The sequence below is a fragment of the uncultured Arenimonas sp. genome, from assembly GCF_963976025.1.
In the GTDB taxonomy this organism is placed as follows: domain Bacteria; phylum Pseudomonadota; class Gammaproteobacteria; order Xanthomonadales; family Xanthomonadaceae; genus Arenimonas.
On record NZ_CAXBJS010000140.1, the window covers coordinates 1 to 7,032 of the forward strand.

The following is a 7,032-nucleotide window of genomic DNA, read 5'->3' on the forward strand; positions in this document are numbered from 1 at the left end:
GGATGGCGGTGCGCGCCTTGCTCGAGACCACGTATTCAAGCCACTGCGGGCCAGGCGAGGCGGAGGGCGCGGTGATGATCTCGACGCTCTGGCCGCTGGTGAGCTTGGTGCGCAGCGGCACCAGCTTCTTGTCCACGCGGGCGGCGACGGCGTGGTTGCCGACGTCGGTATGCACAGCGTAGGCGAAGTCGAGCGCGGTGGCGTTGCGCGGCAGCGCCATGATGTCGCCCTGCGGCGTGAACAGGTACACCTCGTCCGGGAACAGGTCGACCTTGACGTTGTCGAGGAACTCCAGCGACGACCCGGCCGCCTGCTGGGTGTCCATCAGGTTGCGGATCCAGTCCTGGGCACGCGTCTGGGCGGCGCTGCTGCCGCTGCCGGCGCTCTTGTAGAGCCAGTGGGCGGCGACGCCGCGTTCAGCCACCTGGTCCATTTCCTCGGTGCGGATCTGCACTTCCACCGGCGCCCCGTAGGGACCGAACAGCACGGTGTGCAGGCTCTGGTAGCCGTTGGCCTTGGGAATGGCGATGAAGTCGCGGAAGCGGCCTTCGAGCGGCTTGTACACCGAATGCACCGCGCCCAGCGCGTGGTAACACTGCATTACTTCCGGCACCACGATGCGGAAGCCGAAGACGTCGAGCACCTGGTCGAGGCTTTTGTGCTCCTGCTTCATCTTCGTGTAGATGCTCCAGGGCGACTTGACCCGGCTCACCAGCGAATGCAGCAGCTGTTCCTGGGCCAGGCGCTGGGCCAGCTGGGCTTCGACGGTGGCCAGGGCCTCGCGGCGCATCACCGGCTGGGAAGCGATACGTTTGGAAATGACCGCGTGCCGCTTCGGGTACAGGGCCCGGAAGCCCAGGTCCTGCAGTTCGGCCTTGAACTTGTTCATGCCCAGGCGCTGGGCGATGGGCGCGTAGATCTCGAGCGTTTCGCGGGCGATGCGGCGGCGCGATTCGGCGGCCATCGCATCGAGCGTGCGCATGTTGTGCAGGCGGTCGGCGAGCTTGATAAGGATGACGCGCAGGTCGCGCGCCATCGCCAGCATCATCTTGCGGAAACTTTCGGCCGCGGCTTCCTGGCGGTCGCGGAAGTGCAGCTTGTCGAGTTTGGTGACGCCGTCCACCAGCTCGGCGACGGTGGGGCTGAACTCGCGCTCGATCTCGCTGCGCGGCAGCGGCGTGTCTTCCAGGGCGTCGTGCAGGATGGCCGCGCACAGGGTTTCGGCGTCGAGCCGCAGGTCCGCCAGCAGGGAAGCCACCGCCACCGGGTGGGTGATGTAGGCCTCGCCGGATTTGCGCAGCTGGCCTTCGTGGGCGCGGGCGCCGATTTCGTAGGCGCGGCGCACCTGCCTGACCTGGTCGACCGGCAGGTATTCGGTCAGACGCCGCTCAAGCGCCTCCACCGCGTCCGGACAGGGGTCCGGACAGGGAGCTTCCGCCAGTCTTGGCTTGGAAAAGGAGGACATGTCCGCAGCCTACGCGGGCGCGGGAAAGGCATCAATGCCGGGGGCTGCGGCCCTCGCCGGGGATCCAGGCGGGGCCTTCACGCGGGGGCCGGCGGGGCCGGCCGGGACCTCAGAGGTCGTCGCCGCCCTTGCCCAGGTCGTCGTCCACGACTTCGGCGGCGGCCCATTCCAGGGCCTCGCGCTCGGCGCGCTCGCGCTCGGCGCGCTCGACGTCGTCGATCATGGCCTGGTCGACCTTGCGGGCGGCGATTTCACGCAGCGCCATGACGGTCGGCTTGTCGTCGTTTTCGCTGTTGTCCAGCAGCGGTTCGACGCCCTTGGCCAGCTGGCGGGCGCGCTTGGAGGCCATCAGGACCAGCTCGAAGCGGTTGTCCACGACGGACAGGCAATCTTCCACGGTAATGCGGGCCATGGGATCTCCTCAGCCGCGGGGCCCGGCCGGGGCACCACGGAAAATCAATGAGTTACGTGAACCGGGCATTCTACCCTCGGCCGCCCGCCCCTGCAATCAGGCCAGCAGGTCCCGGATAAGGTCGGCGTGGCGCCGGGCCTGCACCGGCCGGCGCAGGCGGTGGGCGACAAAAATGGCCCGGAGCTCGGCGGCGGCGGCATCGAAGTGTTCGTTGACGATGACGTAGTCGAACTCGTCGTAGTGGCTCATTTCCTCGCGGGCGGCGGCCAGCCGGCGGGCGATGGTTTCTTCGCTGTCCTGGCCGCGGTTGCGCATGCGGGTCTGCAGGGCATCGCGGGACGGCGGCAGGATGAACACGCTGACGCAGTCGGGCACCTGTTCGCGCACCTGGCGGGCGCCCTGCCAGTCGATTTCCAGCAGCACGTCCTTGCCGGCGGCCAGCTGGGGTTCGACCGACTGCCGGGCCGTGCCCTTGTAGTCGCCGTGCACCTGGGCGTGCTCGAAGAAGTCGCCGGCCGCGACCATGGCCACGAATTCTTCCTTGCTGACGAAGTGGTAGTGCTGGGCATGGCGCTCGCCCGGCCGCGGCGCGCGCGAGGTGAACGAGATCGACAGCGCGATGCCCGGCTCCTTGGCCAGCACGGCGTTGACCAGGCTCGACTTGCCGGCCCCCGAGGGCGCGGCGACGATGAAGAGCGTGCCCCGGGTGGTGTTCATTCGAGGTTCTGCACCTGTTCGCGGAGCTGTTCGATCAGCACCTTCAGCTCGACCGCGGCCTGGGTGGTCCGGCTGTCCACCGACTTCGATCCCAGGGTATTGGCCTCGCGGTTGAACTCCTGCATCAGGAAGTCCAGCCGGCGGCCGACGGCTTCGGGCAGGCCAAGCACGCGGCGGGCTTCGGCGACGTGGCTGGCGAGGCGATCGAGCTCCTCGTCGACGTCGATCTTCTGCAGGTTCAGCACCACTTCCTGCTCAAGGCGGCCCGGGTCGAGCGGCAGCTTCAGGTCGGCCAGTTTGCCGTCGAGCTTGGCGCGCAGGGCGGCGCGGATCTCCGGCAGCCAGTCGCGGACCTGGCCGGTGATGCGTTCAATGCCGTCGATGCGTTCGCGCATCACCGCGGCCAGCTTGGCGCCTTCGCGTTCACGGGCGGCGACGAACTCGGCCAGGGTCTCGTCCAGCAGGGCCAGGGCGTCGGCCTGCAGGCCGGCCTGGTCAAGGGCCTCTTCTTCGACCACGCCGGGGTAGCGCAGCAGTTCGGTGAACTCGGTGCGCAGCCCGGGGAAGCGGCCCTGCGCGCCCTGGGCGGCTTCGGCCAGCTGGTCGAGCAGCGCCTGGTTGAGCCTGAGCTCGCCGCGGCTGCCGGCGACAGGGCGAAAGCGCAGCACCAGGTCGACCTTGCCGCGCGAGACCTTCTGGGCCACCCGCTCACGCAGCGCCGGCTCGATGGCCCGCAGCTCCTCGGGCGCGCGCACGGTCAGTTCGTGGAAGCGGTGGTTGACGGAACGCAGCTCGCAGGCCAGCTGGCCGCCGGTGGCGGCGCGCTCGCAGGCGGCGAAGGCGGTCATGCTGCGGATCATGGGCTTGGGCCGTGGGAAACAGCCCGAATGGTAATCTAGCCGGCCAAAGATTGCCGGATGTCGCCCGATGACCGTTTCAAACCGCCCCAGCGGCCGCGCCCACGATGAACTCCGCGCCATCGGCATTGAACGCAACTACACCCGGCATGCCGAAGGTTCGGTGCTGGTCAGCTTCGGCGACACCCGCGTGCTGTGCACCGCCAGCGTCGAACCGCGCGTGCCGGGTTTCCTGCGCGGCAAGGGCGAAGGCTGGGTCACCGCCGAATACGGCATGCTTCCGCGCGCCACCAATACCCGCAACGACCGCGAGGCCGCGCGTGGCAAGCAGGGCGGCCGCACGCTGGAAATCCAGCGCCTGGTCGGCCGCAGCCTGCGCGCCTGCGTGGACCGCCGCGCCCTGGGCGAACGCACCATCACCCTGGACTGCGACGTGCTGCAGGCCGACGGCGGCACCCGCTGCGCCGCCATCACCGGCGCCTACGTGGCGCTGTGCGACGCGGTCAGCTGGCTCAAGGCGCGCGGCGAGATCACCCGCGACCCGGTCATCGGCGCGGTGGCGGCGGTGTCGGTCGGCATCTGGCAGGGCACGCCCGTGCTCGACCTCGACTATCGCGAAGACAGCGGCTGCGACACCGACATGAACGTGGTGATGAACGACGGCGGCGGCTTCATCGAAGTCCAGGGCACCGCCGAGGGCCACGCCTTCCGCCGCGACGAACTCGATGCCCTTCTGGCCCTGGCCGAACAGGGCGTCGGCGAACTGATCGCCCTGCAGCGGGCTGCGCTGGCCTCGTGAAGCGGCTCGTCCTCGCGACGTCGAACCAAGGCAAGCTGGCGGAACTCAAGCCGCTGCTGGCGCAGTTCGACTACGCGCTGGTGACGCAGGGCGAGCTGGGAGTCGGCGACGCGGTCGAGGACGGCCGTAGTTTCATCGAGAACGCGATCATCAAGGCCCGGCATGCGAGCGCGGCCACCGGCCTGCCGGCGCTGGCCGACGATTCGGGCCTGGTCGTTCCGGCACTCGGCGGCGAACCGGGCATCCACAGCGCGCGTTACGCCGGCACCCATGGCGATTCGGCGGCCAACATCGCCAGGCTGCTCGAGGCCATGCGAACCCTGCCCGACAGCCAGCGTGCCGCGCACTTCACCTGCGTGCTGGTGCTGCTGCGCCACCCCGACGACCCCGAACCGCTGGTCGCCGAAGGCCGCTGGTTCGGCCAGGTGCTGCTGTCGCCGCGCGGGGAAAAGGGCTTCGGCTACGACCCGGTATTCCTCGATCCCCGGCACGGGCTGACGGCGGCCGAACTCGATGCCGCGACCAAGAACCAGGCCAGCCACCGCGGCCAGGCCATCGCCCGCCTGCGCGCCCTGCTCGCCCGGGCCTGAGCCGATGCTGGTGCCGCCGCCGCTGTCGCTGTACATCCACATCCCCTGGTGCGTGAAGAAGTGCCCGTACTGCGACTTCAATTCGCACGGGAAAACCGGCGAGCTGCCGGTGAAGGACTACGTCGCCGCGCTGGTGCGCGACCTCGAACAGGACCTGCCCCTGGTCTGGGGCCGCCCCGTGCACAGCGTGTTCTTCGGCGGCGGCACGCCCAGCCTGTTTTCGCCTGAAGCCATCGGCGACATCCTCGATGCCTGCAGCGCGCGCCTGCGTTTCACCCCGGGCGCCGAGATCACCATGGAATGCAACCCGGGCACCGCCGAATTCGGCCGCTTCGAGGGCTACCGCGCCGCCGGCGTGAACCGGGTGAGCTTCGGCATCCAGAGTTTCGACGACGGCTGCCTGGCGCGCCTGGGGCGCATCCACGACAGCACCGAAGCCGAGCGCGCGGTGAAGCTTGCCCAGGACGCCGGCCTGGACAACCTCAACCTGGACCTGATGTACGCCCTGCCCGGCCAGGACCTGGCGATGGCCCTGCACGACGTCGAACGCGCGATCGCCCTGCAGCCGGCGCACCTGTCGCACTACCAGCTGACGATGGAACCCAATACCGCCTTCGCCGCCCGCCCGCCCGAAGACCTGCCGGACCAGGACAGCGCCTGGGACATCCAGGAACGCTGCATCGAAGCGATGGCCGCCGCCGGTTACGCCCAGTACGAAGTCAGCGCCTATGCCCGGCCCGGCCGCCAGTGCGCGCACAACCTCAACTACTGGCGCTTCGGCGACTACCTGGGCATCGGCGCCGGCGCCCACGGCAAGATCAGCCTCGGCGCCACCGGCGAGATCCGCCGCCGCTGGAAGCCCAAGAACCCGCGCGACTACATGACCCACGCCGGCACGCCGGCCGGCATCGGCGGCGACGACCCGATCGCACCGGCGAACCGGCCCTTCGATTACATGCTCAACGCCCTGCGCCTGGTCGAGGGCTTCGACCTGGCCGATTTCGAAGCACGCACCGGCCTGGGCCGCGACCAGATCGCCGGCGAGCTCGAACAGGCCCGCCAGCGCGGCTGGCTGGAAAACACGGGCAGCCACTGGCGGCCCACCGACCTGGGCCAGCGTTTCACCAACGACGTCATCGGCCTGTTCCTGAAGGACTGACAGCTGAAGGACCTAGCCGCCGCTCACGTCCCGCTAAGGCCCGGCGCGGCAGGCTGGCGCCATGCTCGACACCATCGTCCTCACCTGCCCCCACTGCGGGGAACGCTTCGAAACCCTGGCCGACCCCTCGGCCGGCGACGCCGAATACGTCGAAGACTGCTTCGTCTGCTGCCGGCCGATCACCGTGCGCCTGCGCGTGGGCGGCGACGGCCAGCTCGATGGTTTCGACGCCGGGCGCGACGACTGACCCGGTCTTGATCTAGAATTCACGGGCCCCTGGTGCTCGGGAAGCCGGTCGAAATCCGGCGCTGCCCCCGCAACGGTAGGCCAGTCAAACCTTCCAGCAAGCCACTGTGCCCCCGGGCATGGGAAGGCGGAAGGTCCGGCACGACGCCCGTCGCGCCGCTGGCAAGCCCGGAGACCGGCCGGGGGTTGGCTGCCGGCTTGCCCGGCGGCCATCACGGCGCGTCGCGGTGGGCGACGGGGCGACGCCATGGCCCCTGTCCCGTGGCGTTCTCCCTCCTTCCCCGCGCGCGCCACGACCCGCGGGTGAGCGCCACAGGAGGTTCCACCACCATGTTTTTCCCTTGCCAACGCCGCGTGCTGTGCGCGGCCATCGTTTTTTCCCTTTCCACGCCGGTCCTGGCCCAGGACGCGCGCACGCTCGATGCGGTGCAGGTCACCGCCAGCCGCGTCGAACGCCCGGTCAGTGAAACCCTGGCCTCGGTCACCGTCATCACGCGCGGGCAGATCGAAGCCAGCCAGGCGCCGACGCTGATAGACCTGCTCGGCCGCCAGGTCGGCGTCGACATCGCCCGCACCGGCGGCCCCGGCAGCGCGAGTACCGTGTTCCTTCGCGGCGGCAACGCACCGCATGCGCTCGTGCTGGTCGACGGCGTGCGCGTGTCATCCACCGGCCAGGGCGTGTTCGACTTCGCCCACCTGCCGCTGGAGCAGATCGAGCGCATCGAAATCGTGCGCGGGCCGCGCGCGGCGATCTGGGGCTCGGACGCCGTCGCCGGCGTCATCCATG

The 7,032-nt window shown here is 69.7% G+C and carries 9 protein-coding genes and 1 riboswitch; of the genes, 5 read left to right on the top strand and 4 right to left on the bottom strand.

Annotation, left to right across the window (positions count from 1 at the left end):
- From AACZ35_RS10740 to AACZ35_RS10755, 4 genes are all read right to left on the bottom strand, one after another.
- Positions 1-1,465 (bottom strand): RelA/SpoT family protein (locus AACZ35_RS10740; protein WP_339829060.1); only part of this gene is annotated, 1,465 nt, incomplete at its 3' end.
- A 109-nt stretch (positions 1,466-1,574) separates the two neighbouring features.
- On the bottom strand, positions 1,575-1,877 hold the full coding sequence (gene rpoZ, locus AACZ35_RS10745) for a DNA-directed RNA polymerase subunit omega (protein WP_339829063.1): 303 nt from the start codon (positions 1,875-1,877) through the stop codon (positions 1,575-1,577).
- Between the two features lie 96 nt (positions 1,878-1,973).
- Positions 1,974-2,594 (bottom strand): guanylate kinase, encoded by a 621-nt coding sequence (gmk, locus tag AACZ35_RS10750; protein ID WP_339829065.1) that lies wholly within the window; start codon positions 2,592-2,594, stop codon positions 1,974-1,976.
- Positions 2,591-3,454 carry a YicC/YloC family endoribonuclease gene (locus AACZ35_RS10755; RefSeq protein WP_339829067.1) on the bottom strand — a complete coding sequence of 288 codons (864 nt, stop codon included), beginning with the start codon at positions 3,452-3,454 and terminating at the stop codon, positions 2,591-2,593. The genes gmk and AACZ35_RS10755 overlap by 4 nt, the downstream gene beginning before the upstream one ends.
- 67 nt (positions 3,455-3,521) lie before the next feature.
- Between AACZ35_RS10755 and rph the strand changes: the two genes are divergently transcribed.
- The 5 genes from rph to AACZ35_RS10780 all read left to right on the top strand — a co-directional run.
- Positions 3,522-4,250, top strand: coding sequence for a ribonuclease PH (rph, locus tag AACZ35_RS10760; RefSeq protein ID WP_339829069.1), 729 nt, complete (start codon positions 3,522-3,524; stop codon positions 4,248-4,250).
- Positions 4,247-4,840, top strand: coding sequence for an RdgB/HAM1 family non-canonical purine NTP pyrophosphatase (gene rdgB / locus AACZ35_RS10765; protein ID WP_339829071.1), 594 nt, complete (start codon positions 4,247-4,249; stop codon positions 4,838-4,840). The genes rph and rdgB overlap by 4 nt, the downstream gene beginning before the upstream one ends.
- A 4-nt stretch (positions 4,841-4,844) precedes the next feature.
- Complete coding sequence (gene hemW / locus AACZ35_RS10770; RefSeq protein ID WP_339829073.1) at positions 4,845-5,999, top strand: radical SAM family heme chaperone HemW; 1,155 nt, start codon at positions 4,845-4,847, stop codon at positions 5,997-5,999.
- A gap of 61 nt (positions 6,000-6,060) precedes the next feature.
- Entirely contained in the window at positions 6,061-6,246 is a 186-nt protein-coding gene (locus AACZ35_RS10775) for a CPXCG motif-containing cysteine-rich protein (protein WP_339829075.1), read from the top strand.
- Between the two features lie 13 nt (positions 6,247-6,259).
- A riboswitch (cobalamin riboswitch) is annotated at positions 6,260-6,444 on the top strand.
- A gap of 131 nt (positions 6,445-6,575) precedes the next feature.
- Positions 6,576-7,032: TonB-dependent receptor plug domain-containing protein (locus AACZ35_RS10780; protein ID WP_339829077.1), on the top strand; the 457-nt coding region annotated here is incomplete at its 3' end.